This window comes from Luteibacter sp. 621 (assembly GCF_050435445.1).
Lineage (GTDB): Bacteria > Pseudomonadota > Gammaproteobacteria > Xanthomonadales > Rhodanobacteraceae > Luteibacter.
Genome location: NZ_JBNDKI010000005.1, coordinates 117823 through 142330, shown reverse-complemented (window position 1 = coordinate 142330; position 24508 = coordinate 117823). Strand labels below are relative to the sequence as shown.

Annotated in this window: 19 protein-coding genes; 3 read left to right on the top strand and 16 right to left on the bottom strand. The window is 65.8% G+C overall.

The window, feature by feature from the left end; translation table 11 throughout:
• Positions 1–29: 29 nt before the first annotated feature.
• A complete protein-coding gene (locus ABIE56_RS08215) occupies positions 30–1205 on the bottom strand; it encodes a thiolase family protein (protein WP_429243324.1) in 1176 nt (391 codons plus the stop codon).
• A gap of 199 nt (positions 1206–1404) precedes the next feature.
• On the opposite strand from ABIE56_RS08215, the gene ABIE56_RS08210 reads away from it, so the two are divergent.
• On the top strand, positions 1405–4236 hold the full coding sequence (locus ABIE56_RS08210; protein ID WP_429243323.1) for a S8 family serine peptidase: 2832 nt from the start codon (positions 1405–1407) through the stop codon (positions 4234–4236).
• A gap of 57 nt (positions 4237–4293) precedes the next feature.
• On the opposite strand, the gene ABIE56_RS08205 is transcribed toward ABIE56_RS08210, so the two are convergent.
• From ABIE56_RS08205 to ABIE56_RS08135, 15 genes are all read right to left on the bottom strand, one after another.
• On the bottom strand, positions 4294–5451 hold the full coding sequence (locus tag ABIE56_RS08205; RefSeq protein WP_429243322.1) for an isovaleryl-CoA dehydrogenase: 1158 nt from the start codon (positions 5449–5451) through the stop codon (positions 4294–4296).
• An 83-nt stretch (positions 5452–5534) separates the two neighbouring features.
• Positions 5535–7643: a YccS family putative transporter gene (yccS, locus tag ABIE56_RS08200; protein WP_429243321.1), complete on the bottom strand. Its 2109-nt coding sequence runs from the start codon at positions 7641–7643 to the stop codon at positions 5535–5537.
• A gap of 9 nt (positions 7644–7652) precedes the next feature.
• Positions 7653–8381 (bottom strand): 3-oxoacyl-ACP reductase FabG, encoded by a 729-nt coding sequence (fabG, locus tag ABIE56_RS08195; protein WP_429243320.1) that lies wholly within the window; start codon positions 8379–8381, stop codon positions 7653–7655.
• The gene (locus ABIE56_RS08190) at positions 8378–8854 is read right to left on the bottom strand and encodes a 3-hydroxylacyl-ACP dehydratase (RefSeq protein ID WP_429243319.1); all 477 of its coding nucleotides are present in this window, start codon (positions 8852–8854) and stop codon (positions 8378–8380) included. The genes fabG and ABIE56_RS08190 overlap by 4 nt, the downstream gene beginning before the upstream one ends.
• Positions 8851–9294, bottom strand: a complete 444-nt coding sequence (locus ABIE56_RS08185) for an acyl-CoA thioesterase (RefSeq protein ID WP_429243318.1) — start codon at positions 9292–9294, stop codon at positions 8851–8853. Before ABIE56_RS08185 ends, ABIE56_RS08190 begins: the two co-directional genes overlap by 4 nt.
• Positions 9284–10498 carry a hypothetical protein gene (locus ABIE56_RS08180; RefSeq protein ID WP_429243317.1) on the bottom strand — a complete coding sequence of 405 codons (1215 nt, stop codon included), beginning with the start codon at positions 10496–10498 and terminating at the stop codon, positions 9284–9286. Before ABIE56_RS08180 ends, ABIE56_RS08185 begins: the two co-directional genes overlap by 11 nt.
• Positions 10495–11283: a lysophospholipid acyltransferase family protein gene (locus ABIE56_RS08175; RefSeq protein ID WP_429243316.1), complete on the bottom strand. Its 789-nt coding sequence runs from the start codon at positions 11281–11283 to the stop codon at positions 10495–10497. The genes ABIE56_RS08180 and ABIE56_RS08175 overlap by 4 nt, the downstream gene beginning before the upstream one ends.
• Positions 11284–11292: 9 nt before the next feature.
• Positions 11293–12528: a beta-ketoacyl-[acyl-carrier-protein] synthase family protein gene (locus tag ABIE56_RS08170; protein ID WP_429243315.1), complete on the bottom strand. Its 1236-nt coding sequence runs from the start codon at positions 12526–12528 to the stop codon at positions 11293–11295.
• A complete protein-coding gene (locus ABIE56_RS08165; protein ID WP_429243314.1) occupies positions 12528–13754 on the bottom strand; it encodes a beta-ketoacyl-ACP synthase in 1227 nt (408 codons plus the stop codon). The genes ABIE56_RS08170 and ABIE56_RS08165 overlap by 1 nt, the downstream gene beginning before the upstream one ends.
• A 32-nt stretch (positions 13755–13786) precedes the next feature.
• The gene (locus tag ABIE56_RS08160) at positions 13787–16150 is read right to left on the bottom strand and encodes an MMPL family transporter (RefSeq protein WP_429243313.1); all 2364 of its coding nucleotides are present in this window, start codon (positions 16148–16150) and stop codon (positions 13787–13789) included.
• Positions 16147–16773, bottom strand: coding sequence for a LolA family protein (locus tag ABIE56_RS08155; protein ID WP_429243312.1), 627 nt, complete (start codon positions 16771–16773; stop codon positions 16147–16149). The genes ABIE56_RS08160 and ABIE56_RS08155 overlap by 4 nt, the downstream gene beginning before the upstream one ends.
• Entirely contained in the window at positions 16761–17558 is a 798-nt protein-coding gene (locus ABIE56_RS08150; RefSeq protein WP_429243311.1) for a glycosyltransferase family 2 protein, read from the bottom strand. Before ABIE56_RS08150 ends, ABIE56_RS08155 begins: the two co-directional genes overlap by 13 nt.
• A 6-nt stretch (positions 17559–17564) precedes the next feature.
• Positions 17565–17834, bottom strand: a complete 270-nt coding sequence (locus ABIE56_RS08145) for an acyl carrier protein (RefSeq protein ID WP_429243310.1) — start codon at positions 17832–17834, stop codon at positions 17565–17567.
• 372 nt (positions 17835–18206) lie between these two features.
• On the bottom strand, positions 18207–19310 hold the full coding sequence (locus ABIE56_RS08140) for a Glu/Leu/Phe/Val dehydrogenase dimerization domain-containing protein (RefSeq protein ID WP_247428449.1): 1104 nt from the start codon (positions 19308–19310) through the stop codon (positions 18207–18209).
• 202 nt (positions 19311–19512) lie between these two features.
• On the bottom strand, positions 19513–19848 hold the full coding sequence (locus tag ABIE56_RS08135; RefSeq protein ID WP_429243309.1) for a YXWGXW repeat-containing protein: 336 nt from the start codon (positions 19846–19848) through the stop codon (positions 19513–19515).
• A gap of 193 nt (positions 19849–20041) precedes the next feature.
• Between ABIE56_RS08135 and ABIE56_RS08130 the strand changes: the two genes are divergently transcribed.
• Both ABIE56_RS08130 and ABIE56_RS08125 read left to right on the top strand, forming a co-directional pair.
• A complete protein-coding gene (locus ABIE56_RS08130; RefSeq protein ID WP_429243308.1) occupies positions 20042–20941 on the top strand; it encodes an alpha/beta hydrolase in 900 nt (299 codons plus the stop codon).
• Between the two features lie 101 nt (positions 20942–21042).
• Positions 21043–24495 carry a methylmalonyl-CoA mutase family protein gene (locus ABIE56_RS08125; RefSeq protein ID WP_429243307.1) on the top strand — a complete coding sequence of 1151 codons (3453 nt, stop codon included), beginning with the start codon at positions 21043–21045 and terminating at the stop codon, positions 24493–24495.
• Positions 24496–24508: the final 13 nt, after the last annotated feature.

Below are 24508 nucleotides of genomic sequence, written 5' to 3'. Positions count from 1 at the left end.
TAATAACACCCGTTCTTTCGACGTAGGCTTCACACCAGTTCGATGGCGATAGCCGTTGCTTCGCCGCCACCGATACACAGCGAGGCGACGCCCCTTTTTGCCCCACGGGCCGTCAACGCATTGAGAAGAGTCACGACAATGCGGGCGCCGCTGGCGCCGATCGGGTGGCCCAGGGCGCATGCGCCGCCGTTCACATTGATCTTGTCGTGCGCCACGCCAAGCTCGCGCATCACCGCCATGGGGACCACGGCGAACGCTTCGTTGATCTCAAACAGGTCGACGTCCTCCACCTTCCACCCAGCCTTGGCGAGCACTTTCTGGATCGCGCCCACGGGTGCGGTGGTGAACCATTCGGGCTCCTGCGAGTGGGTCGCGTGCGCCACGACGCGCGCCAGCGCTTTGGTGCCTTTCGCCTTGGCGTCGTCGGCGGACATCAGCACGAGTGCCGCAGCGCCATCGGAGATGCTGGAAGAGCTGGCCGCGGTAATGGTTCCGTTTTCCTTGCGGAATGCGGCGCGCAGGGTCGGGATTTTCGCGGTATCGGAGCGGCCAGGCTGCTCATCTTCCACGAAATCCTGGGGCCCCTTGCGGCCCTGCACCGTGACCGGAACGATTTCGTTGGCGAACGCGTTAGCGGCCTGGGCGGCCTTGGCGCGGTCCACCGAGGCGATGGCGTAAGCATCCTGCTCTTCGCGCGTGAAGTGGTACTTATCGGCGCACTGCTCGCCGAACACGCCCATGGACTTCCCGTCGTACGGGTTGGTGAGACCATCCCATGCCATATGGTCTACGAGCTGGCCATCGCCATAGCGGATGCCGGTACGGGCGTTCACCATGTGCGGCGCGTTCGTCATCGATTCCATGCCACCGGCGACGACAACCGAGGCCGAACCGGCCTTGATCAGGTCGTGGGCTAGCATGATCGCCTTCATGCCGGATCCGCATACCTTGTTGATGGTGGTGGCACCGGTGGACACGGGCAGGCCGGCCTTGAGCGACGCCTGGCGCGCAGGCGCCTGGCCGAGGTTGGCGGGCAGCACGCAACCCATGATCACTTCGCTCACGTCCGCCACACCCACGCCGGCCTGCTCAAGGGCCGCCTTGATGGCGATGGAGCCGAGCTCCGGCGTGGGGACGCCGGTGAACTGGCCAAGGAAGGAACCGATGGCGGTGCGCTTGGCACCCGCGATGACGATGTCGGACATGGGGACTCCGTGGTACTTCAGATGGCCGCCCCCGGGGGGACGGAAACCGGCGGAGTATCGCAGTGCGGGCCGGGGGCGGGCAATGCGCACTGCCGCATCGTTCACGGACGATCCGCAGTATTTTGTGCCAAGATTCCGCCGGGCGCCGCCGCAAGGGGCGGTGGCGCGACATTGATGTCGAACCTGGGGACAACCGAAGATGGCAAGGACAATCCTGCGCCAGCGCGAACTCGCGCTGGCCGTATGCGTGAGCCTGGGGCTGGCGGCGTGCGGCGGGGGCGGCGGCAGCAAGCCCACCACGATCGGCACCGGTGGCGGCGGAGGGGGTGGCGTGGTGACACCGCCGACCCAGCCGACCACACCCACGCAGCCGACCACGCCGGTGCAGCCTCCGCTGGATGCCCAGATTGGCCTCACGAACGTCACCACGGCGCACAACCTTGGCTTCAACGGACAGGGTGAAACCATTGGCGTCATTGACACGGGCGTGGCGCACCTGAATCCGGCCCTTTCCGGTCGGGTGAGCGCAGAACTGATTTACGTCGATCCCTCGACGAATAACACGGGCGTCGACGATGTCGTTGGCCATGGCACGGCCGTGGCGGAAATTGTGGCGGGTGTTCCCTTCGGCAGTTTCGCTGGTGGTGTCGCACCCCAGGCGACCATCGTGTCGGCACGCATCATCAATGACAAGGCGCCGACGGATGACGGCTCCGGCCAGGGTAACCAGGCGACCAGCGCGGATCCGCTCGGCACGGTGAATGCGGATGTCGCCTCGCGGGGCGCCCGTATCATGAATAATTCCTGGGGCGGTGTGTATTGGGGCGCGACGGATACGGCCGCCACCAAGAGCTTCCACGATGCCTACGCACCCCTCACGGCGAACGGCGCGCATCTGTTCGTGTTCGCTGCGGGTAACGACGGCCGTGCCGATCCTTCCGATGTCGCCGCGTTGCCGTCACGGGCGCCCGATGTCGAGCAGGGGTGGCTCACGGTCGTCGCCCTGGATAGCAATAACCCGACGCAGATTGCGTCGTATTCCAACCGTTGCGGCATCGCGAAGAACTACTGCCTGGCGGCGCCGGGGGATGTCGTGGTCGCTGCGGCAGGCACCACCAATAGCGGAAACGCCACCTACCAGATTTGGGAAGGGACCTCGCTGGCCGCTCCCCAGGTGTCTGGTGCGGCTGCCGTCGTGCACAGCGCGTTTCCGAGCCTGGACTACAACGCGGTAAGGCAGATCATCCTCGGCACCGCCGACGACCTTGGCGACCCAGGCCCGGATGCGGTCTATGGCTATGGCCGCCTGAACGTCGGTCGTGCAGTGCTTGGCCCAGGCCGATTCGACTGGGGTACCTTCGACGCGAGCGTCAATGCCATGCAAATGACGTTCAGCAACGCGATCGCCGGTGCGGGTGGCCTGAACGTTACCGGCTTCGGCACGCTAACGCTGACGGGCAACAACACCTACACCGGTGCGACTACGGTGGACCAGGGGGCGACGCTGGTGGTCATGAACGAGCTGGCGAGCCCATTGACCGTGGGACACGCCGGCTATGCTTCGATCAACGCGACGCTGCATGGGAGCTTCACGACCGATGGCATGGTCAAGATAGGCGCCAGCGGCGCGCATATCGATGGCAATTTCGTGCAGACGAGTGGCGGCGTCCTTTCCCTCGTGCTTGGCGCGCCGCTCACGATCGGCGGCAATGCGAGCCTCGCTGGCGCCATCGATATGCGGAGTACCGTCGCGAACTACACGCGAACGTCGCACCAGCAGGTCATTACGGCTGGCAGCATCCAGGGGCAGTTCGCCACGACCCTGGTTGGCGGAGCCTTCGTCACATCCACGTTCCAGTACACGCCCACCGAAGTCTGGCTGGATACCACGTCGCTCGGCATCCCCGCCGTAGCCAACGCCACCATGTCGCAATCGCTTGCCGCCACGTCGTCGGCCCAGCGCGTCGATGGCGCCATGACGCAGATAAGCAACAACCTCGCAGCTGGCGCGAGCGGTGCAGGGGCTATCGACACGTCGATGCTGATTGCCGCAGGCGGCATCCAGCAGTCGGCGACCACACAAAGCGCGCAGGCGTCGCTCGAATCGCTGTCAGGCCAGCTCTACGCCGCGAGCACGGCGGTAACCCTGGCAGGTATCGATGCGGGCAATGACGCTTTGATGCAGCACCTGGATGCGATGGGCAAGGGCGGAGCGTGGGTCCAGTCGCTCAGTTCCCAGGGGGGGCTGAACCGTAGCGGGTTTGGCAATGTCGGTTTCAACATCGACGGCAGCATGGTGGGCAATGACATCCGCCTGGGTACCAGCGGCTTCGCCGGTATTGCTGTGTCGCAGATGCGTAGCAGTGGCCAGCTATCGGGTAACTACGATCGCCAGCGCAATCGGACGACGGAAGGCTCACTTTATGCGGGAACGCAAGGTGCGAACTGGTACGGCGTGGGTCGTGTCGGGTTCGGTAACTACCACGGCGAGACCCAGCGCCTGCTTCGTTTTGGCGACATGGGGGGCGCGTTCACTGGCGGCGAAAACAACGGTCGTTACAGCTCGGCCTACGGCGAACTTGGCTATCGCACGCATGCGGGCGCGTTCGATTTCACCCCGTATGCGAATGTCCAATACGCCAGCATCCAGCGGGATAGCTTCCAGGAACTGGGTGGCGATGGCTTCGGCCTGGCTGCCGAAGGGCACACCACGTCCCGCTGGCAAGCGGGCTTCGGCCTGCGTGCAGGCAGTTCGTGGCTCACCTCGTACGGCAAGCTGCGCATGGACATGAAGCTGGGCTGGCAGAACGCCTTCGCCACGCGCGGTGAGGTGTTCTCCGCGCGCTACACCGGGCTGTCGCAGTGGGCGCCGGTAGAAGGCATTGGCCTGTCGAGGCAGGCAGCGACGTTTGGTCTGAACGCCGGCATGGATATCGGCTCGCGTACGCAACTGGCGTTCGGTGTCGACCAGCGTTTTGCCAGTCGCGACCATTCGCGCTCGGCGACGGCTAGCCTTCGCGTCAACTGGTAAGCCATCGTGCGCAAGCGCGCTCCTGCGGGGAGCGTGCTTGCGCGCGATACCGTCGGATCAGGACTTGCCGTGGAACAGCTCGCGGCCGATCAGCATGCGGCGGATTTCGTTGGTGCCTGCGCCGATCTCGTACAGTTTCGCATCGCGCAACAGGCGGCCCGCCGGGAACTCGTTGATATAGCCGTTGCCGCCGAGCGCCTGGATCGCTTCCAGCGCGACCATCACGGCGTTCGTCGATGCGTTGAGCAGGCACGCCGCCGGGTCGATACGCGACTTCACGCCGTTGTCGAACTGCTGAGCCACCATGTAGGCAAAGCCACGCGATGACTGCAATGCCGTGTACATGTCTGCCACCTTGCCCTGCATGAGGCCGAAGGTACCGATCGGCGCGTTGAACTGCTTTCGCTCGCGCACGTAGGGCAGCACCAGGTCCACGGCGGCCTGCATGATGCCGATCGGGCCACCGGAAAGCACAAGGCGTTCGGTATCCAGGCCACTCATGAGCACGCGCACGCCTTCGTTGACTTCGCCGACGATGTTCTCGGCAGGAATCTCACAGTTCTCGAACACGAGTTCACAGGTGTTCGAGCCGCGCATGCCCAGCTTGTCCAGCTTCTGCGCGGTGGAGAAGCCCTTCATGCCTTTTTCGACAATGAACGCGGTCATGCAGCGGCTACCCGCGGCACGTGGTGCGGTGCGCATGTAAACCAGCAGCACATCCGCGTCGGGCCCGTTGGTGATCCACATCTTCGAGCCATTGGCCACCCAGGTATCACCCACGAGCTCGGCCTTGCAGCTCATCGATCCGACCACGTCGGAGCCCGCACCGGGCTCGCTCATGGCCAGCGCACCGATCCATTCACCGGAGGCCAGCTTGGGCAGGTACTTGCGGCGCTGTTCCTCGGTACCGTTGTGGTAGATGTTCTGCACGCACAGGTTGGAGTGGGCGCCGTAGGAAAGGCCTACCGATGCCGAGGCGCGGGAGATCTCCTCCATGGCCACCATGTGCGCCAGGAAGCCCAGGTCGGAGCCGCCGAGCTCACCGGGGATGGTGATGCCGAGCAGCCCCATGTCGCCGAGCTTGGCCCACAGGTCTTCCGGGAAGTGGTTTTCGCGGTCGATACGGTCGGCACGGGGGGCGATCTCCTTTTCGGCGAACGCGCGGACGGTTTCGCGCAGGAGGTCGAGATCTTCGCCAAGGGAAAACGGACGCATGGGGGCAACTCCGGGGAAAAGGCGGGGGAAATCCCCGCCATGCTAGCGTTTTGGCGCCGCCGAGCCACGGCGCGTCGCAACAATCAGCCTTGTGCGATGGCCGCGATACGGTCGTGTACGCGAGCCAGCAACTGGCACTGGCGATCAAACAACCGTAGCGTTTCACCCGCCGAGCGAGTGCGCAGCGAGGTTTCTTCGCCAACTTGGGGAGTACCCATGGGCGGGGCGGGCGTGCCTGAGCGCATGTGTTCGGCCAGGGTATCGAGGCCAAAGGCGACATGGCGTGCGGTATCGCAAGCGACGCGGGCTTCCTCTGCGCCAATCGCCTCGCGATGGGTGCCCAGGGTGGAGAGGTGGGAGAGCGCTGCCTGCAACGCCGCCAGCAAGCGCAGCGCCCGCTCGCCCTGGCCGGGGGCATGGCCTGGCTCGCCCAACAGCTCGGCCACGTTTCCGGCGACCACGGCCTGCGCTGCGTGGGCATCGCGCCGGGCGATGCGGTAGGGCAGGTCGTCGTCGCGGCCGGAGGCGTACTGTTCGGCAATGCGTTCGAGGTACCGGCCGTAGGCGAGGAGTGCGTCGGCCACCAGGTCGTCCAGCCGGCGCACCCGCCAATCGGGCAACACGTAACGAATGGCTACGGCGGCGACCAGCGCGCCGAGGAGCGTATCGAGCAGGCGTGGGCCGATCGCGTCGTAGCCTGCACCGACGCGATCGAAGCAGAGCAGGACAAACAGCGTGATGGCGCCCGTGGCGAACGCATAGCGGCGCAGGCGGAAGGCAAAGAACGCCGCACCCGTGGCGACCAGTACCGGCAGGCGCCAGTCGCCCCCCGGTAGCGCCCGCAGCAGGGCCCAGCCGAGGACGAGGCCCGCGGTAGTGCCGACGATGCGCTGGACGAAGCGCCGTCGTGTCGCGCCATAGCCTGGCTGGCACACGAACAGCGTGGTCAGCAGGATCCAGTACCCGTGCAAGGGGTGCAGGGCAAGCATCACGAGGTAGCCACCCAGCATGCCCATGGCCAGGCGTACGGCATGGCGGAAATGCATCGAGCGGCGATTCAGGCGCAGGCGTACACGACGTAGCGCATCGCCCAGCGACGTCGGCTCGTTGCCTTGTAGCGCGATATCCGTGTCTTCGCGCAGGCTGCCTTCATCGGCAATAAGGGCCTGCAGCCCTTCCATGTTCCGGAACAGTGCAACCAGCGCGTCGTCGAGCGCGCCGCCAGCGACGGTCATCTGTTGGTGGAACGCCAATGCATCGCGCAAGTCATCCAGCGCAGCGCGCGGAAGTGCGATGGAGCGTAGGGGAGCGCCCGTGCGTATGGCGGCGGCGCGTTCACGGCAGGCGCCCGCCTGCAGCCGTAGCAGCCGGCCGAATCGGAACATGAGGTCGCTGTGGTACAGCGCGTCGGCCAGCTCGTCGTAGGGGTAGTGCGAGGAGGTAATTCGCTCGTGGATATCCTGGGCCACGAAGAACATGGCCAGGCGCGATGCGGCGCGGCCACGTGGCTGGCGCCGTCCGATGCGATCGATAAGCGCCACGCGGACTTCGGTCAGTGCTTGCACGGTGCGCTGGTTGCGGCGCGAGAATTCGACCGCGAGCGCCTCATGGTCGAGCCCGCGCACGGGTTCGAACTGCGCCGCCTTGGCCTCGATCAGCACGGCCAGTGATTCGAACAGCCGTGCCAGCGCATGGCGTACCGCGCGCTGGGGCGCCAGTGCGCTCCACGACAGCGAAAGGATGCCGTACCAGGCCGCGCCGGCGACGAGGGCGAATGTCTCCTCGGCGCCGTGGCCATTCGCGGCATCCGAGGCGATCATCGTGTACACGGCGAGGATGAGTGTCGCCGTGGCGATGGTGGCGTACCGGCCGCTGGCAGCGCCGAGCATGACCAGCAGGAACGTGCCCACCGGCAGGAGCAGTGCAAACACGATGGGTGTGCCAATCGCCGCCTTTACGGCACTGGCAGCGAGGGCGAAACAGATCAGTGTGACCAGGAGCCCGCGGAGGCGCCCGCGCCATGCATCGTCCGTTTCGGCCAGCGCGCAGGCGATGGCGCCGAGCAGCGCCGGGACAATGGCGTCCGCAGGGCCATGCAGGGTGCACCAGGCCGCCACCCCGCCCAGCGCCAGCAGTACGCGGATGACATCCGCGAAGCGGTCGGATTCAGCGAGGTGGCGAAGGGTGGGCATGCCCTGTGTTTAGCAGAGGCCGCCGTTCACCGCGAGCACCTGGCGTGTGATGTAGCTGGCTTCCGGGCTCACCAGGAAACGGACGGCCGAGGCGACTTCTTCCGGTGTGCCGCTACGTTCCATCGGGATGACCTTCAGGATCTGCTCTACAGGCACATCGGGGTCGAGCATGTCGGTATCGATAAGACCGGGGGCAACGCAGTTCACGGTGATCTTGCGCTTGGCCAGCTCCACGGCAAGGGCTTTCGCCGCGCCGATCACGCCTGCCTTGGAGGCGCTGTAGTTCACCTGGCCACGGTTGCCGATCAGGCCGGACACCGAGGTGATGCATACGATGCGACCGGATGCGCGCCGGCGGATCATGGGCATGACCAGCGGGTGCAACACGTTGTAGAACCCATCAAGGTTGGTCCGCAGCACCTGGTCCCAATCCTCGGCGGTAAGACCCGGAAAGGCACCATCGCGGGTAAGGCCGGCATTGCACACCACGCCGTAGTACGCGCCATGGGCGGCCACATCGGCCTCAAGGGCGGCGGCGGTCGTTGCGCGTTCGGCCACGTCGAACTGCAGCACGCGGGCATGGCGGCCCATAGCGATGATTTCGGCCTGCACCGCTTCCGCTTCGTCGCGGCGGGAGCGGCAGTGCACCACGATATCGTAGCCGGCATCGGCAAGGTTCAGCGCGATCGCGCGGCCGATGCCGCGGCTGGATCCCGTGACGAGGATGGTGTCGGTCATGGAGCGTTTCCGGTGGGGTCCAGGCTGTGGTGGCGCGGATCGAGAAATGGTGTGGGGTCGGGCGGGCTGAATACGGTCAATCGTGCTTCGGCCTGTGTGCCTGCCGCGGTGATCCGGCAGGCGAACGAGGCCATGCCGTCTTCGTCGTGGAATGTGCGCGTGGCTTCCACAAGCAGGCGAGCGCCTGGCGGGAAGAAGTCGCCATCGGCGCGGTAGGCTCGCGTGCCGAGCAGGAAGCCGGGGCGCACCTGTCCGCCGGCCGATAGCACCTGACAACCGTTCCACGCGGCGATCGCCTGGGCCATCAGTTCCACCCCGGCCCAGGTCGGCAAGCCTTCGGCCGTGACTTCCAGATCGCCATGGCGCACGGTGCGCTCGCAGACGACGCGTTCGGCATCCCATTCCACGACGCGATCAAGCCATACCATGCGGCCAGCGTGGGGTAGCAATTGTTCAATAGCCCAATGGGTCACGGTGCATTGGCCTCGCGAGCGAGTCGGTCTTCCACATCGCGGGTGAAGCAGGCCGGCGACACCAGCTGCATCTCGCCATCGGCCACGCGCACGGCCACCTGGATGGTGCTGGCGCGCGTCAGGCGCTCGCCGGTGGCGGCATCGCTCACCGTGTAATGGATCTTCAGCCGGTTTTCCCACTCCACCAGTTCGGCGCGAACGCGCAGGGCCTGGCCGAATCGGGCCGCACGCGCATAGCGCAACTGCAGGTCGATGATGGGCCACGCGAAGCCGGTGTCTTTCATCTTCACGTAGTTGTGCCCGATATCGTCAAGCAGCGCACAACGGGCGACCTCAAGGTATTTCACGTAGTGGCCGTGCCACACGATCTCGAGTGAATCCACATCGAAGAACGGCACGATCACATCGATCTCGGCCGCCAGTACGCCTTTACCGCGCATGGATCACCCCCGGCGCGGTGTCGACCCGAAGATGCGCTGACGAACACAGGGCGTCACCAACGCGGTAGGCGAAGTGCAGGCGGCCGCGTTCCTTGTCGTGGCGAAGGGCCAGCGACACGCGGTCGCCCGGGCGCAAAAGCCGCTGGAACTTGAGCTGGTCCATGCCGCGGCACGTCGGCGTGGTGCCAAAGCGTGATGCGGCGAACTCGATGGCCCAGGCGATCTGCAGCACGCCCGGCAGCACGGGCGCTTCGGGAAAATGCTCGGCGAAGCAGGCCAGGTCCAGTGGCAGCACCAGGTCAAGCACGTGCGTGCCTGCTTCCACGCGTTCGGAGAGCACCTGGGCGATACGCGGTAGCGGTGCCTGCAACAGCAGGTCGATTCTCGCCGCTTCAGGCAGCGCATCGACGAACCGCCACGCCATGGGTGTCGCCAGCGCGTCGTCGCCGGCGGCATGCTGGCCCAGCTCGCTGATGATGCCAGCACGGCCGTGCCGCGACAGGGCCATGCGACCCGATGGGGTAAGGGCAACGACAATGCCCGGCACCTGGTTTCCTGCATTGCCGCCCGCCGCGGCAGCCACCCACGGGTGCGATGCGAGACGGCCCGCTGCGGTGTTCATGGGCGTATTGCGCAGGCGGCGGCGCATGCGCTGCCTGCATACCCACTCCACGGCGAACAGCGTGCCCATGGCCACGTAGGCGATTACACCGTTGTAGAAGGTCCACCACGAGAGGGGGCCCCATGCGGCGAGCAAGGCGGAACAGGTGCCGTTGATGGCGAAGAACACCGCCCAGACCCACGTGACCTTGCGGGTGTAGGGCACCGCCGCCTGGGGCAGGTCGGGCTCCATCATGCGCGCAACTCGCTCGATGATCGGTGGCCCAAACACCAGGCTGAGCGCGAACGCCGCGAGGAGCAGGCCGCAGATCAAGCTGGGGTACCAGCGCAACAGGTGCTCGTGGCCCCCAAACGCCAGCACGGCGCAGTAGGCAAGGGTAATGCCGAGCATCCATCTGCCACCGGGTTGATGCACCAGCGCAGGTGCCCGGACCAGCCAGAGGGCCCCCAGGATCAGGCCGAACAGGGGCGGCGATACGTGATCGCTGCCGAAGTAGACGATGAACGGGTACAGGATGCCCACGACCACCAACAGGAGGTTAGCGAGCTTGCGGGAGTTCTTTTCGTTGCTGTGCGGGTTCATGCCTGCAGCTCCCGCGCGTACAGGCGGTGAAGGTGCTCGTTGATGCGGCGCGACGCGATGGGGGCGGGTGCCGCCTCGGAAAACGATGCCACGTTGATGTCTTCGCCCACGCGGAAGTGCATCTGCACGCGGCGATGGGGAACGTGGTACCAGGGATCGGCCTTGGTGAGAGTGGTGGGCTTCACCGTGATGAATACCGGCGTGATGATGGTGGCGCCGCGAACGGCAATAGCCGAGGCGCCGCGGTGGAACACCGGTGCTTGCCCGGGGGTGGTGCGCGTGCCTTCGGGGAAGACGATCAGGGTCTGGCCCTCACGCAACACATCGGCCGCGCGGTCGAGCATATCGGCACTGCCGTCGTTGCTGATGTACTGCGCCACCGAGATCGGCCCGCGCATAAAGGGGTTTTTCCACAGGCTGTGCTTCACCACGCAGTTCGCATCGGGCACGTGGCCGATCAGGAACACCACATCGATGAGCGACGGGTGGTTCGCCACGATCATCTGGCCGGGGCGGCCCAGCCGTTCGAGGCCTTCGAACCGGTAAGCGACGACGCCGGTCCGGAACATGAACTGCGAATGCAGCCAGAACGCGCGGCCCACCGTGCGCCGCGCACGCCGCCGGCGCACCGCCAGGGGGGCAGGCCAGTGCATGACCACGGGCAGGATAAGGAGCCGCAGTACGAGCCCGCCCACGCCGAACAGGGCGAACGACAGGACAGTGCATACGAAGCGCCAGGGCCAGGCGTCGGCGCGGCGTTTCGTCGTGTCGGCTACAAGGTCCATGGGAAGGGGCTAGGCCTGGGCAAGGTCGGGTTGATGGTAGCGCCGGATGACCAGGGCGGCGCAGCTGCCCCCGAAACCGAAGCTGTTGGATAGCACCGCATCGACCCGTGCCGCACGCTCCGCATCCAGCAAGGGTGCCTCGGCAAAGGCCTCATCCAACTGGCGCGGCGGCGCACCGGCCAGCAGAACGCCGTGTTCGATCATGCCGACACAGGCAATGGCATCCAGCGCACCCGCGGCGGCGGGCGCATGGCCGACCAGGCCCTTGATCGAAGACATCCACGGCACCGCTTGCCCGCGGTCGCCAAATACCCGGCGCAGGGCCGCCCATTCGGCCAGGTCGCCATCCAGCGTGGCGCAGGCGTGGGTGTTCACGTAATCGGGGATAACGCCGGCCAGGTCGATCGCCTGGTGCATGGCTTCTGCCATGCCCTCGCTATGCGGGCTTACCATGCCTTCCGGATCGGACGCTGCGCCGTAGCCGGCCATTTCGGCCAGGATGGTCGCACCGCGCGCCAGCGCGTGGTCAAGCGATTCCAGGACCAGCACACCGGCGCCCCCGCCGAGCACGATCCCGTCGCGATCGGCGGCGTACGGCGTGGAAACGCGCTCACCCGCCACGCTCGTGGTGGTTAGCGCATTCATCACGTCAAAGCACATGGAGGCCTTGTCGTGCAGTTCCTCGGCACCGCCGCATACCACGATCTCCTGCCGGCCGAGCTGGATCAGCTCCATGGCCTGGCCGATCGCATGCGTGGCACTGGTGCAGGCCGAACCCACCGCAAAACCACGGCCACCAAAACCGAAGGCGTGGATCAGGGTGGCCGCGACGGCGCTGCCCATGCTGCGCGGGACGATGAACGGCGAAAGGCGTGAGTAGCCCTTCGCATGGAAGACGTCCAGGCCAGCTTCGTACTCGGACAGGGCCGCAGAGCCACCCATGAGGATGCCCACGTCGCGCTCGCGCACGCGCGCCTCGTCGATCCCGGCTTCCGCGAGCGCTTCGCGGGTAGCGTGCCATGCGTATTCAGCCGCCTGCGGGAAGTACCGGCGCAGCTTGCGCGGCGGCGGTTCCAGCGAGCCCAGGTCCACCGGTGCGGCGGTCCGGCAGCGCATGCCCAAGGCCGCATAGCCCGGCATGTCCTGGAAGCCTTCACGGCCAGCGCGCAAGCCGTCGAACAGCGCGGCGCGACCCGGGCCCAGGCAGGTGACCGCGCCCATGCCAGTGACGACCACGCGACGCATCAGGCGTGCGCCTTGAAGATCAGCGACGTATTGATGCCGCCGAACGCAAAGTTATTGCTCATCACGAAATCGGTGCGGATCTGACGGCCGTCACCCGTCACGTAGTCCAGCGTGGCGCATTCCGCGTCCGGCGTTTCCAGGTTGATCGTGGGGGCGAACCAGCCGCCACGCATCATCTCGATCGCCCACCACGCTTCCAACGCGCCGCAGGCGCCAAGCGTGTGGCCCACGTAGCTTTTCATCGAGCTGATCGGCACGTTGGCACCGAGCACGTCGTGCGTCGCGTGGCTCTCGGCCACATCGCCGCGATCGGTAGCCGTGCCGTGGGCGCTCACATAACCGATGGCCTCTGGTCGCAGGCCCGCATCGGCGAGGGCCATGCGCATCGCTGCGGCCATGGTCTCGCGCGTCGGCTGCGTGATGTGCGCGCCATCGGAGTTGGTGCCGTAACCAACGACTTCCGCATAGATGCGGGCGCCACGCGCCAGCGCATGTTCGTATTCCTCGAGCACAAGGGTCACGCCGCCTTCGCCGACCACAAGGCCGTCACGCTTGCCGTCGAACGGGCGCGGGGTGAGGTCGGGCGTTTCGTTGCGCGTGCTGGTGGCGAACAGCGTATCGAACACGGCCGCACCCGGGCCCGAGAGCTCCTCGGCGCCGCCGCAAAGCATCAACTGCTGCTTGCCCTGCTGGATCGCCTCGTAGCCGTAGCCGATGGCCTGGCTGCCCGACGTGCACGCGCTGGAGGTGGTGATGACGCGGCCCTTGAGGCCAAAGAACACACCCACGTTCACCGCCGTGGTATGCGCCATCATCTGGATGTAGCTCGTGGCGGTCACGCCCTGCATGGAACCGGTTTCCAGCATGCGGCCAACAGTGCGTGCCGGCTCGATACTTCCGCCTGACGAACCGTAGGCCACGCCCATGCGACCGTCACGGATGCTTTCATCGTTGAGCAGCCCGGCATCCGCCAGGGCCAGCTCGCTCGCGGCGGTGGCTAGCAAGGCCACGCGGCCCATGGAACGGGTGTGTTTGCGCGACCAGTGCGGCGGCGTCTTGAAATCGTCGACGGGCACGCCGAGGCGCCCGTTCAGCGCATCGAAATAGTCCCATTCGCCCATGCGGCGCACGGCATTGTGGAACTGGCGCAGGCGCGGCTCGATCGTGGCCCAGTCGTGGCCCAGGGGCGTAATGCCGCCGATGCCGGTAACGACAACGCGTTTCATTGCGCGATCTCCCTTGGCGTGTGCGGTGGTGTTCATGCGTTTGAATTCACAGGTGCAGGTGCGCTCACCGGGGCGAGGAGGGCGGTAAAGCCGATCCCCAGCAATAGGGTGAGCCCAAAATGTTGCAGGGCGGGCATGGTGCTCAGGGCCAGCAAACCGAACGAAAGCAGGGCGGTGACTGCCGAGAGCAGTACACCGGCGTAAGCGGCGCCGGGGGTGTGCGCGGAATGCGGCTCGCCTTCGCGCAGGAATACGGCGTAGTTCGCGCCCACGCCCAGCACGAGCATGAGGGCCATGAGGTGGAACAGCGTGAGCGGCTGGTTCAGGTAACCAAGGGCGGCCACGCTGAAAACGATGCCGGCCAAGGGCGGAAGCAAGACGCGCCACGCGCCGCGCAGGCCATAGCGCCATGCGAATGCGGCCGCCACCAGTAGCATCGCCGCACCCAGCCACAGACTGGCGAAGCCGCGATACTCGCCGAACAGCGTGGAAATGCTCGCCGGCTTGTCGATGACCGACACGCCGGGAAGGCCACGGGCGGCAGCGCGCATGCGCTCCACGTCTACATCGCCCTGCGGCACTACGATACTGCCCTTGTCCATCCACAGGTACTGGAACGGCATATAGGCCGGGATGCGCTTCCAGTCATCGAGCGTGAATGCCTTGCCGGGGAAGGCGGCGGCATACGCCTGAGCCGCATCCCACTTGAAACCCGCCGTTCCCATGAACGCGTGAACTTGCATACGCGCCAGGTCGTTGCTGACGCCGAGGACGCCGACCGCGTTCCGGCAGAACGCCCACGTCACAGCGGCGACATTTTCGGCCTGCCGCTTCTGCGACGGCAGCATCCCCGTCATGCCCGTCCAGGCAATGCCTTCCTTCTGCAGGCGATCGGTCAATGCTTCCTCGTGCTCAAGCACGGCCTCGGGGCTATCCCCTTCCACCAGCCAGAACTGGCTCCCACCTCCGAAGCCGGCGATGTCGCGGATCTGGTTCGTCTGCGCTTCCAGCGTCGCGGGCGGCGAAATCAGCAGGTGGATGTCATCGTCGTGGCCCAGCTTGATCCAGCCGGGAATCGCGATGAACACGAGCACGCCGATGGCCACGAAGGCGCGGCGACCCGAGGCGACACGCTGCCATGCCAGCGCCACGCGTACGAACGGTGCGGCCAGCGGCGCGTTGCCCGGGTTGCGCAGCAAGGCGGGGAGCAGCCAGAACACGCTGGCGCAGGCGACGGCCATGCCGGCGATGGCGAACACTGCCATCTGGCGCAGGGCCGGGAACGGCACCAGCGCGAGCAGCGCGTAGCCCAGTAGCGATGTAGCCAGCGCAAGAAGCAGGGCGGGGCGCACCTGGCGCACGCCACGCATCGGTTCCCAGGCGGGGCCCGCATTGGCGCGCGCGCACAGGTACTGGATGGAGTAATCGACGGCTTCGCCGAGCAATGCGGCGCCGAATACCAGCGTCAACAGGTGCAGCTGGCCGAACACCAGGATGGTCGCTACCGTGGCGCCGATCACGCCCAGCGCGGTCGACAGGAACGCGATGAGCAGCGGCCGCATGGAGCGGAACACGAACAGCAACAGGATGGCGATGCCGACGGTGGAGGCGATGCCGACGACGTGGGTATCACGCTCGGCACCGGCGCGTGCCGCGGCGGCGTAGAAAATGGCGCCGGTGCGAAGCACATGCGTACCAGGGTGCTTCGCGATGACCTCGTGTTCGGCCTGGTCCAGGGCGCCCAACGCGCGGCGCTGCACGCCATCGTCGTAGGATGAGCCGTCCAGCGTGGCCACGACCAGCACGTAGCTGCCATCGTCGCGGTGTGCGGTCAGCAGGTCGTCTTCCGGTACCAGCGTGGAGCGGTTCCACGGTTGCCGATCCAGCCAGTGCTGCAGCCAGCCGAACGGGTCGTCACCGAGCTTTGGGCCAACGTTGGCGCCGAACGGTTCGTTGAGGCGGCGCTTCAACGTATCAACGGGATCGTATCCGCGTGCTGCGAGTGCGGCCCGGTCTTCGTTCGTCAGCAGGTGAAAGCGGTAGGGCAGGAACGGGTTAACCAGCTGCTCCATGTCGAATGGCGGCAGTTCCGCCAGCACATGCGCAAACACCTTGTCCTTGCCCAGGGCCTCGCCGAGTTCCCGCGCGGCATCCTTTGCGGCGTCATCATCCTTGTTGGCCACCAGCAGGATCATGCGATCGCCACTGGCACGGGCAAGGCGCTCCACGGCATCTTCCGCCAGTGCGTTGCGTTCGGTGGCCGGGAGCATGGCGAGCAGATCGGTCTGCAGCGGCGACGCGCCACGGCCAAAGAGCAGCCACACGCCCAGGGCGCACACCAGCAGTGACACCGCGGCGAACGCAGCCGCGCGGAGCGTGGTCGGCGCGGGCTTCATTCGGCGCCGAGCGCGCTGGTTTCAACCGCGGAGAGCGCGCCGGCCTCGCGCGTATTCGCGAACGAGATCGCGGTGCGCTCACCGCTGGCAAGGTTCACATCGATCGATTCGAGGAAGGCATCGCCCTTGAGCGTGATCCCGGCGAGCACACGGGCGACACGCGCCTGCTTCGGTACGAAGTGCAGGGTCCAGTTATCCACGCTGCCTTCGGCCGTGATCGTGAACTGGCGCGCCGCTTCATCGGTCTTGCCGGCCAACAGGCCCTGCAGCATGCCGGAAACCTGGCTGACGCCACGGTTGCCATCGCGCACGCGCTCCAGCTTGCCCTGCGCGTTCAACCGGCGGGTATCGCCACCGGTGAGTACCAGCGTGTCTTCGTAAGGGGCGCGTGTATGCCACATCATGCCCTTGCCGATGACGAAGAGCAGGTCGCCGGTGCTGACCTGCGGTTCGGCCAGGTCGGGGTTTTCACGACGCTGGGTGAACTCGGCGCGCACCCGCTGGTGCTTCGCCAGATGGGTCAACACATCATCGACCAGCGTAGGTGCCGCGGCGGGTGCCGTCTGGGCATATGCCAGCGTGGTGCAACAGAGAAGGGCGAGCAGGGCGATCAGACGGCGCATGAATCGGGTTTCCGTGTGAGCTTGCGATGGATCAGGCGCGGCGCGCGCGGCAGCATGCCCAGCAGCAGGCGGGTATGCATGGCCGTGATGCGGGCGTTGTCACGCCACAGGCGGAAATGGGACAGGCCATTCTCCGGGTAGATCACCCGGGTGGCCACGTTGCGCACGGGCACCCCGCGCCAATAGAGACGCACGGCGATCTCCGTATCGAAATCCATGCGGGGCGGAAAGGGCTTACGGGACATCTCCTCGCACGTCGCGGCCAGCGGGTACAGGCGGTAGCCCAGCATCGAGTCCTTGATGTCGAAGGAGAGTGTTTCCAGCCACACGCAGGCATGGGTGAGGTAACGGCCGTACAGCCGCGCCTTCGGAATGGATTCGTCGTATACGGGGCAGCCGCACACCATGGCCTCAGGCATGGCCTGCGCCTCGGCAAGGAATCGCGGTACATCGGCCGTATCGTGCTGGCCGTCGGCATCGATCTGCAGTACGTGGGTGTAGCCGGCCGCGTGCGCGGCCTGGAACCCTGCGGAAAGCGCGGCACCCTTGCCGCCGTTACGGGGCTGGCGGATCAGGCGCAGCTCGTCGCGCCCGGCGACCAGGTCGTCCAGGATGCGGCGGGTTTCCTCGTTGGAGCCATCATCCACGATCAGCACGGGCAGCCCATGGGCTGCCAGCGCATCCGCCGTGGCGGCGATGGTGCGGCCGTGGTTGTAGATGGGCACGACCGCGCACGGTGCGAAGCTACGTTCCGCGGCGTCGCGCGGTCCGGCGGTGCCCACCATGCCGCGTCAGCGCGCGACCAGCTGCTGCACGGTGGCGACTACATCGCCCACGGTGCGCACGCTCTTGAAGTCTTCGGGCTTGATCCGGGTGCCGGTCATGTCCTGTACCTGGATAGCCAGATCGATCGCGTCGATGCTGTCCAGTTCCAGGTCAGTGAAGAGGTTAGCCTCGGGGGTAACCTTCGCCGGGTCGATCTCGAACGTCTCGTGCAGGACGGACCGAATGCGAGCCAGAATATCGGCTTGGGTGAAGGTTTCAGCGGGGATCGCGCTCATATGCTCGGTAAGTCCATTTCAGCTCCGCCTGGCGTGCCTTGCTGTCCACACGGGACAAGGGAAAGGCGGCGCCGCCGGAGCGACGAAGGTCGTGATCTTGGATTTGGTGATTCCGCCCGGATGGCGGAGGTTCCCCCTGCACCCAAAAGCTTCGTAAAGGCAAAGCCTTACAAGAGGCCGGGGCGCGGCAAAGTGTAGCAGATCACGGCGCGGGACAACCGCGATCGGCAGATTCCTGCGGGTGCCGTGCCCGGGCCACGCGCCACGCGTCTTCACATTTGAGCCAAACGGCTCTGGAGCGCGGTTTGCGCGGGGCGACAAAAAGGCCGCCGGGTTGCCCCGGCGGCCTTCCAGGTGTTGCCAGCGTGCCGCTTACTGACCGCGCATGCGGCCCTGGAAGCGCGGCGCACCGTTGCCCATGTGCGGCAGGCGGATCTTGCCGATGGCGTTGATGCGCTCTTCCGCCATGCGGTCCGCGGCCTTGTAGGTCGGGATGTTGTCACGGCCGGAGATTTCGAAGATGCGGCCGACGTTGTAGTAGATCGTACGCATCATGCGCATGGCGCGCTCGCGGTTGTAACCGTCGATTTCCAGCGACACGTTCATGACGCCACCGGCGTTCACGGCGTAATCCGGCGCGTACAGCACGCCGCGGCGCGCAAGCTCGTCACCGATCGCATCGGTGGCCAGCTGGTTGTTGGCCGCACCGCAGATGATCTTCGCCTTGATGCGGTCGATCGTCTGCTCGTTCACGGTGCCGCCCAGGGCGCACGGGCTGTACACGTCGGCATCGACGTCGTAGATCTCGTCCAGGCCCACGGCTTCGCAGCCGAGCTCATCGACGCAGCGCTGCACCGCATCCTTGTTGATATCGGTGACGAACACCTTGGCGCCCTGCTCGCGCAGCAGCTTGATGAACTCGCTGCCCACGTGGCCGCAACCCTGCACGGCGTAGCTGTACTTGCCCACGTCTTCGTTGCCGTGCTTGGCCTGCAGCGCGGCCATCAGGCCCTGCAGCGTGCCGAACGCGGTGAACGGCGAGGGATCGCCCGAACCGCCGTGCACCTGGTGCACGCCGGTCACGTATTCGGTTTCGCGGTAGACATATTCCATGTCGTTCACGTCGATACCCACGTCTTCGGCGGTGATGTAACGGCCGTTGAGCGAGTTGACGAAGCGGCCGAAGGCGCGGAATAGCGCTTCGGACTTGTCCTTGGAGGGATCGCCGATGATGACGGCCTTGCCGCCGCCGAGGTTCAGGCCGGCCACCGCGTTCTTGTACGTCATGCCGCGCGAAAGGCGCAGCACATCGTTCACTGCGTCCTGCTCGGACTTGTAGGGCCACATGCGCAGGCCGCCCAGCGACGGGCCAAGCACGGTGTTATGGATCGCGATGATGGCCTTCAGGCCCGCGTCCTTGTTATGGCAGAAGACGACTTCTTCGTGGCCCGTGTTGGCGATGGTTTCGAAAATCATCGAACGCAAACTCCAGTTTTCATTGTTAGCAGCCCGCCCCCCTTTGGGGCGAACCGGCGGCCGAGGCCACCGGTGGGGAAATGACCATCCAAAAAAATCGCCCCGGCCGTTGAGGCGGGGGCGAGATTGGCGTGTCAGCTGCGTAGTTTAAACCGTTATTCGCGAGTTGGTAGATGCGCCGCAGCACGCAAATGTTAAGAATTTAGCGGTGCCAGTGCGGATCGCGTACCCAGGTCTCGCGTTCATAGTGGTAACCGCCCCGGTACGGACGCCAGCCGGGGCCGCGGTAGACATAGCCCGGGCGCGCTGCCGCCCAACGGCCGCCGACCCACACGTAGCGGCCGCCGTACCAGTTCCAGTAACCCGGCGCCCACACGTAGCCCACGCGCGGCGGGGGCACGCGCTCAAAGCGCGGCGGCGGCGGGGCATTGCGAATCACGACGACTTCCCGCGCGGCGGCCGGCGGGGTGTAGCTGGCGGCGCCAACGGCCAGGCCCAGGGCGGCCACGGCAGCAAAGGTGCGGGTAAGGTTGCGCATGCGGTCTCTCCTTCGGCGTTCGCGGGGATGCGAACTCGTGAGAAAAAACGTAGCCCGTGTCATCGGGTTGACCCCGTCGGTGTGAGATGTTCAGCTTCGTGAAAGCTACGGCGAAAGGTGTTGCTAAGGGAACCTTGGCAGCCTGAGCCTGCACCAAACCCTGATGCGAACCCTACAGACCCGCTCCCGCCCCATGAAGCCGCCCCGCCGTTTCGGCGCCCGTACTGTCGCGACGCTGCTTGGCATTCGCTTCGCCTACCGCTTTGGAAGCCGCCTGGCGCCGGGGCGCACGGTGGCGCATGCCGCCCGCGTGTTCCAGACGCCCCTGCCGAGCAGCCGCGAGCGTGCCGCGCATGCGCTGTCCACCATGACGGCACGGCGCGAGGTGGTCGACGTGGATGGCGAGCAGATCGCCACGTATGTCTGGGGGGATCCCGCCACCCAGCCATACATCCTGCTGGCGCATGGCTGGTCCAGTCTCGGGCTCCGCTGGGAAACCTGGGCGGAACAGCTGCTGGCCAAGGGGTGGGCCGCCGTGGCGTTCGATCAACCGGCGCATGGCCACAGTGGTGGCGAGTTGTGCACCTTGCCCGATTTCGTCCGCACGGTGACGGCGATAGGCCGGCATTACGGTGACGCGGAAGGCGTGATCGCGCACTCCCTGGGCGGTGCCGCGGTGGCGCTGTCGCTGGACGATGGCTGGACCGCCAAACGCGTGGTGTTGATCGCGCCGGCGGCTGATCCCGAGGCCGCCACATCGCGATTTGCCCGCTTCGTACGCCTGGCGCAGCACCTGCGACCCTCGTTGCACGATACGTTGGCCGAGCGCACCGGCGTGCAGATCGGCGATCTGCATATCCGCAACCATGTGCCGAACCGGAAGCAACCGGCGCTGATCGTCCACGATTTCTTCGATCGCGACGTGCCGGTGGAAGAGGGCGAGCTCTACGCCAGCCTTTGGCCGGGCTCGATCCTGCTGAAGACGCGTCGTCTGGGCCATCGCCGCATCGTGGATGACGAGTGCGTCCAGGCGGCCGCGCTGGCCTTCCTTTCCGGCGTGGATTTTGGCGGTGGTGACGAAGCGGCTGCGTAACGTACGCACGCGTCTCGCTGCACTGCGTCAGAGGCCTCGCGGGCCCCGGCGGTAGAATTAAGGGGTTCCCCACCCCGACGATGGTTCTACCCGGAGTTTCCATGAGCTCGCAGCCCAAGCATATCCCCGCCAGCAGCACCGACGCGGAGGCGAAGCCGCTGCGTTTCGTCACGGCGGCGAGCCTGTTCGATGGCCACGACGCGGCGATCAACATCATGCGTCGCATCATCCAGAGCCAGGGTGCCGAGGTGATCCACCTGGGGCACAACCGCTCGGTGGAAGACGTGGTGCGCGCGGCACTGCAGGAAGACGCGGACGCTATCGCGCTGTCGTCTTACCAGGGCGGTCATGTTGAGTACTTCAAGTACATGGTGGACATGCTGCGCGAGCGCGGCGCCGGCCACGTCCGCGTGTTCGGCGGCGGCGGTGGCACCATCACGCCGGAAGAAATCCGCGAGCTGCAGGCGTACGGCGTCGAGCGCATCTATCACCCGAACGATGGCATGAAGCTCGGCCTCGTCGAAATGATCGAAGATGTGATGACGCGTACCCGCAACGCACAGAAGGCGCGTGCCGAGGCCGTGCCCGCTGCCGCATCGATCGAAGACGAAATCTCCATTGGTGCCATGCTCTCGGCGATCGAGGAGGATGGCTTGCCGGCGGCCGAGCTCGAGCGCCTGCGCAAGGAATGGAAGTTGGCGGGTGGGAAGACGCCGGTGCTGGGTCTCACGGGCACCGGCGGCGCGGGTAAGTCATCGGTCGTGGATGAGCTGCTGCTGCGCTTCCTGCATGCGTTCCCCGAGATGCGCATTGCCGTGCTCGCGGTCGATCCGACCCGCCGCCGTAGCGGTGGCGCGCTGCTGGGCGATCGTATCCGTATGAACTCGTTGCGCAGCCACCGCGTCTACATGCGCTCCATGGCGACGCGCCGCCAGCACGCCGCCACCTCGGTGGTGCTGCACGATTGCATCGATTTCCTGAAGGCCCAGGCTTACGATCTGGTCATCGTGGAAACGGCCGGTATCGGCCAGAGTGATTCGGAAATCGTTGATCTGGTCGATTTCCCGGTCTACGTGATGACCAGCGAGTACGGCGCCGCCAGCCAGCTCGAAAAGATCGACATGCTCGACTTCGCCGAGCTCGTGGTGCTGAACAAGTTCGACAAGCGTGGCGCCGAAGATGCGCTGCGTGATGTGCGCAAGCAGTGGAAGCGCAACCGCACGGCGTTCAACCTGGCCGACGACAAGGTGCCGGTGTACCCCACCATCGCCAGCCAGTTCAACGATCCGGGCGTGACCTGGATGTTCGACAACCTGTGCCGCCTGTTGCGCGAGAAGCTCTCGCTGCCGGCCACGGGCTGGACGCCCGACCTCGACACCAGCCTGCGTGAGCCGCGCGCCACGGTGCTCATCCCGGGCAGCCGCGTTCGTTACCTGGCCGAGATCGCCGAGCAGGGGCGTGGCGTGAACGCGTCCATCGCGAAGCAGGCCGAAGCCGCCGCGAAGGCCCAGCACTATTTTGAGTCGCTGAAAGACATCGGCGACGACGCGCTGCCGCGCGCGTTCGATCTTTACGACCATGCCCAGCTCACCGTGGACGGTGACCGCTCGCTCGCCACGCTGCGCCAGCGCTATAACACGGCCGTGCGTGAGCTCAGCAGCGAGGCGATCAACCTGCTGCGCGAGTGGCCGGTACGCTTTGCATCGGTCACCGCCGAGTACAACGAGTACACGGTGCGCGACAAGGTGATCCGCGTGGAGAACTATCGCGAATCGCTGAGCCATCAAAAGATCCCGAAGGTATCGCCGCCGAAGACGAAGGACTGGGGCGAGCAGCTCTGGTTCCTCATGCGCGAAAATCTGCCAGGCCACTACCCGTACACCGGCGGTGTGTTCCCTTACCGTCGCGCCGGCGAGGATCCCACCCGCATGTTTGCGGGCGAGGGCACCCCGGAGCGCACCAACCGTCGCTTCCATTACCTGTCGCTGGGCGGTGCCGCCGCGCGCCTGTCCACGGCGTTCGATTCGGTCACGCTGTACGGAGAAGACCCGGCCCCGCGCCCGGATATCTACGGCAAGATCGGTAATTCCGGCGTGTCGATCGCCACGCTGGATGACATGAAAAAGCTGTACTCCGGCTTCGACCTGTCCGCACCCAGCACCTCGGTGTCAATGACGATCAACGGCCCCGCGCCGATCATCCTCGCCATGTTCATGAATACGGCGATCGACCAGAACATCGAGAAGCACCTTAACGAGGAGCCCGCCCGCTGGGAGGCAGTGAACGCTCGCATCGCCGAGCTGTACCCCGATGGCAACCGCCCGCGCTACACTGGCGACCTGCCGGCCGGCAATAACGGCCTGGGCCTCGGTCTCCTGGGCGTTTCCGGCGAGGAAGTGGTGGATGACGCGACCTACGCGCGCATCAAGGCGTACACGCTCGCTACCGTGCGCGGTACCGTGCAGGCCGATATCCTGAAGGAAGACCAGGCCCAGAACACCTGCATCTTCAGTACGGAGTTCGCTCTGCGCATGATGGGCGATATCCAGCAGTACTTCGTGGACCACAAGGTCCGCAACTTCTACTCGGTATCGATCTCCGGCTATCACATCGCCGAAGCCGGTGCCAACCCGATCAGCCAGCTCGCCTTCACGCTGTCGAACGGCTTCACCATCGTCGAGTACTACCTCGCCCGCGGCATGCAGATCGACGATTTCGCGCCCAACCTGTCGTTCTTCTTCTCCAACGGCATGGACCCGGAATACACCGTGATCGGCCGCGTGGCCCGCCGTATCTGGGCCCGCGCCATGCGCGAGCGCTACGGCGCCAGCGCGCGCAGCCAGATGCTGAAGTACCACATCCAGACCTCTGGCCGTTCGCTGCACGCGCAGGAAATCCAGTTCAACGACATCCGCACCACGCTGCAGGCGCTGTACGCGCTGTTCGATAATTGCAACAGCTTGCACACCAACGCGTACGACGAAGCGATTACCACGCCGACCGAAGAAAGCGTGCGCCGCGCCGTGGCGATCCAGCTCATCATCAACCGCGAGCTGGGCCTGAACTTTAACGAAAACCCGTGGCAGGGCAGCTTTATTGTCGATGAGCTGACCGATCTGGTCGAAGAAGCGGTGTACAAGGAGTTCGAGGCGATCAGCGAGCGCGGTGGCGTGCTCGGCGCCATGGATACCATGTACCAGCGTGGCAAGATCCAGGAAGAATCGATGTACTACGAGCACAAGAAGCACGACGGCTCGCTTCCGCTCATTGGCGTCAACACCTTCCTGCCCAAGGACCACGGCGGCGAGATCGCCACCGAGATCGAGCTCATCCGCTCCACGCCGGAAGAAAAGGGCCAGCAGATCGATAACGTGCAGCTCTACGGCAAGGCCCGCAACGGCCTGGCCCCGGATAGCCTGCGCAGCCTGCAGAACACCGCCCGCGACCGCCGCAACGTATTCGAGCAGCTAATGGACGCCGTGAAGCACAACAGCCTCGGCCAGATCAGCCACGCCCTCTACGACGTAGGCGGCGAATACCGCCGCAACATGTAACCCGAAAGGCCCG

Excerpts from the sequence above, each read along its gene's own strand:
- ABIE56_RS08215 (WP_429243324.1), bottom strand. The coding sequence starts at position 1,205 with ATGTCCGACATCGTCATCGCGGGTGCCAAGCGCACCGCCATCGGTTCC.
- ABIE56_RS08210 (WP_429243323.1), top strand. The coding sequence starts at position 1,405 with ATGGCAAGGACAATCCTGCGCCAGCGCGAACTCGCGCTGGCCGTATGC.
- ABIE56_RS08205 (WP_429243322.1), bottom strand. The coding sequence starts at position 5,451 with ATGCGTCCGTTTTCCCTTGGCGAAGATCTCGACCTCCTGCGCGAAACC.
- yccS (WP_429243321.1), bottom strand. The coding sequence starts at position 7,643 with ATGCCCACCCTTCGCCACCTCGCTGAATCCGACCGCTTCGCGGATGTC.
- fabG (WP_429243320.1), bottom strand. The coding sequence starts at position 8,381 with ATGACCGACACCATCCTCGTCACGGGATCCAGCCGCGGCATCGGCCGC.
- ABIE56_RS08185 (WP_429243318.1), bottom strand. The coding sequence starts at position 9,294 with ATGCGCGGTAAAGGCGTACTGGCGGCCGAGATCGATGTGATCGTGCCG.
- ABIE56_RS08180 (WP_429243317.1), bottom strand. The coding sequence starts at position 10,498 with ATGAACCCGCACAGCAACGAAAAGAACTCCCGCAAGCTCGCTAACCTC.
- ABIE56_RS08175 (WP_429243316.1), bottom strand. The coding sequence starts at position 11,283 with ATGGACCTTGTAGCCGACACGACGAAACGCCGCGCCGACGCCTGGCCC.
- ABIE56_RS08170 (WP_429243315.1), bottom strand. The coding sequence starts at position 12,528 with ATGCGTCGCGTGGTCGTCACTGGCATGGGCGCGGTCACCTGCCTGGGC.
- ABIE56_RS08165 (WP_429243314.1), bottom strand. The coding sequence starts at position 13,754 with ATGAAACGCGTTGTCGTTACCGGCATCGGCGGCATTACGCCCCTGGGC.
- ABIE56_RS08160 (WP_429243313.1), bottom strand. The coding sequence starts at position 16,150 with ATGAAGCCCGCGCCGACCACGCTCCGCGCGGCTGCGTTCGCCGCGGTG.
- ABIE56_RS08155 (WP_429243312.1), bottom strand. The coding sequence starts at position 16,773 with ATGCGCCGTCTGATCGCCCTGCTCGCCCTTCTCTGTTGCACCACGCTG.
- ABIE56_RS08150 (WP_429243311.1), bottom strand. The coding sequence starts at position 17,558 with ATGGTGGGCACCGCCGGACCGCGCGACGCCGCGGAACGTAGCTTCGCA.
- ABIE56_RS08145 (WP_429243310.1), bottom strand. The coding sequence starts at position 17,834 with ATGAGCGCGATCCCCGCTGAAACCTTCACCCAAGCCGATATTCTGGCT.
- ABIE56_RS08140 (WP_247428449.1), bottom strand. The coding sequence starts at position 19,310 with ATGATTTTCGAAACCATCGCCAACACGGGCCACGAAGAAGTCGTCTTC.
- ABIE56_RS08135 (WP_429243309.1), bottom strand. The coding sequence starts at position 19,848 with ATGCGCAACCTTACCCGCACCTTTGCTGCCGTGGCCGCCCTGGGCCTG.
- ABIE56_RS08130 (WP_429243308.1), top strand. The coding sequence starts at position 20,042 with ATGAAGCCGCCCCGCCGTTTCGGCGCCCGTACTGTCGCGACGCTGCTT.
- ABIE56_RS08125 (WP_429243307.1), top strand. The coding sequence starts at position 21,043 with ATGAGCTCGCAGCCCAAGCATATCCCCGCCAGCAGCACCGACGCGGAG.